The 1,805-nt window shown below is 48.8% G+C and carries 4 protein-coding genes; 2 read left to right on the top strand and 2 right to left on the bottom strand.

Features of this window, described 5'->3' with window-relative positions; translation table 11 throughout:
- Nucleotides 1–308 precede the first annotated feature (308 nt).
- Nucleotides 309–437 (top strand): hypothetical protein, encoded by a 129-nt coding sequence (locus tag NATSA_RS15635; protein WP_272491793.1) that lies wholly within the window; start codon nucleotides 309–311, stop codon nucleotides 435–437.
- A gap of 43 nt (nucleotides 438–480) precedes the next feature.
- On the opposite strand, the gene istB is transcribed toward NATSA_RS15635, so the two are convergent.
- Both istB and NATSA_RS15245 read right to left on the bottom strand, forming a co-directional pair.
- Entirely contained in the window at nucleotides 481–1,206 is a 726-nt protein-coding gene (gene istB / locus NATSA_RS15250) for an IS21-like element helper ATPase IstB (protein WP_210513480.1), read from the bottom strand.
- Nucleotides 1,207–1,227: 21 nt separating this feature from the next.
- Nucleotides 1,228–1,548 (bottom strand): hypothetical protein, encoded by a 321-nt coding sequence (locus NATSA_RS15245; RefSeq protein WP_210513479.1) that lies wholly within the window; start codon nucleotides 1,546–1,548, stop codon nucleotides 1,228–1,230.
- Between the two features lie 43 nt (nucleotides 1,549–1,591).
- On the opposite strand from NATSA_RS15245, the gene NATSA_RS15240 reads away from it, so the two are divergent.
- Nucleotides 1,592–1,805 (top strand): hypothetical protein (locus tag NATSA_RS15240; protein WP_210513478.1); only part of this gene is annotated, 214 nt, incomplete at its 3' end.

The raw sequence follows: 1,805 nt of genomic DNA, 5'->3' as shown, positions 1-1,805 counted from the left end.
TAGGCGTAGAGTTCCGCTTTTAGTGGTATCTATTTACTGGCCGGTTAACTACAATGCAGATTCAGATAAACCACTTCGAACAAACCATAACCAAAGTAACAAGCAACTTCATTAACTACCGTTAAAACTAAGGATTTATCAGTAGTGTCCAATTAAAAGTCGAAGAGCCCCAATTGGTTAGGGTTTGACTCTATTGGTTCTGTGAGTTTAGGGTTCAAAAATAGCTTTTTAAAAGTCATACGCTCCAATAACGAGACACTGAGCACTTGCATCATCGTGCGTAAATTGACGTTAAAATCATATGTTTTATGGATGATTATCAAGATCATATAAGTACAAACAGCCGTCCAGATCTGGGTTTTGACGGCATTGATGCTTTGTCCGTAAAACGCCTGGTTATTCCGGACAAGCTGACCCCCCATTCCGGAGCAAAGTGACCCCCATGGGCATGGCAGTGATTAGCTCAAGGCAATGACAAAATTACAGTTTTTTTCTCATGCTTTCACCTTTTAATTCAATTCGGTGCGAAGTGTGTATTAACCGGTCCAGAATGGCATCGGCAATGGTTTGTCCGCCAATGACATCATACCAGCTGGCTACAGGCACTTGACTGGCAATGATCGTTGACATACTGCGATGGCGATCTTCAATAATCTCGAGCAAATCCAGACGCTGCTGAGCCTCCAGGGGTTGCAGGCCGAAGTCATCTATAATCAAAAGCTGCGTTCGTGCGATTTTATCCAGCATCTTCAGAATGGTTCCATCGGTGCGTGCCAGCAGCAATTGATGTGAAAGTTTATGCATGTTGAAGTAGGCTACTTTGTAGCTGAGCTGACAAGCCTGATGCCCCAGGGCCGATGCCAGGAACGATTTTCCTGAGCCTGTCGGACCGCTGATAAGGACCGACTCGCCTTTGGCGATATACTGCCCGTCGGCCAACACGGCAATGGTGTTTCTATCCAGGCCACGTGAGGCTTTATAGTGGAGTTCTTCGAGATTGGCCTGGTATCGGAATCGGGCGGCCTTGCGCAGCCGTTGCACCCGGCGCTGATCACGTTCGAGCTTTTCGGCATCCAACAGGAGCTTGAGGCCATCGAGCAGGGAAAGCTCCTGGTAGGATCGTGTTTCCAGCAACGATTGCCAGCTTTGATGCATCCCGTGCAAGCGCAATTCAGACATGGCGTGTTCAATATCGGAAGTATTCATAATAAACAGATCGTTAATAGTTCAGGGTTTTTGGTAGTAGGTTTTCCCGCGGATGTTGTTGTGTTCGGGCAGCCGGGCAGGTTTGGGCGATGAAGCAGGGGTCAGATCCGACACTCCGTTTTGGATCAGCCGCTTGACGAAGCTATAGGTGGGCTCATTGACCGAAAGAGCGATTTTGGCAGCTCTGAGCAGTGGTACTTTGCCGACCTTGCGTGACAGGGCTAAAATCCCGTCACAGCTGCGATAGGCCTGTTCGGGATGAACCCGTTTGGCGATAATGCACTCGATCAGTTCAACGGCCTCGTCTCCGATGCCCCTGGCCTGGTCGCGATACCAGTCCAATGCCGCCCAGATTGCTCACACAAGTATCGTTTTACTGCGTTATATGATGTTGGAGTATTACCGGCGGCAGTGCAGCGATGAGCGGACGATACCGGGGCTATTTCAAGCCTATGTCCGAGAACTACAGATTCTGACCGTCCATGTGTGCATTCAGCTGGTCTTGCTGGAAGTACTGCAGTTGATTGCACGTCAAGGCCAAGGGTATTTGTTAGTGCAGGTTATTGAGCTGGTAGGCAGGTTTTACCAGACTCATCCAT

Source organism: Natronogracilivirga saccharolytica, assembly GCF_017921895.1.
GTDB classification, from domain to species: domain Bacteria; phylum Bacteroidota; class Rhodothermia; order Balneolales; family Natronogracilivirgulaceae; genus Natronogracilivirga; species Natronogracilivirga saccharolytica.
This window is presented reverse-complemented; position numbering and strand designations above follow the sequence as displayed.

Excerpts from the sequence above, each read along its gene's own strand:
- NATSA_RS15635 (WP_272491793.1), top strand. The coding sequence starts at position 309 with ATGGATGATTATCAAGATCATATAAGTACAAACAGCCGTCCAGATCTG.
- istB (WP_210513480.1), bottom strand. The coding sequence starts at position 1,206 with ATGAATACTTCCGATATTGAACACGCCATGTCTGAATTGCGCTTGCAC.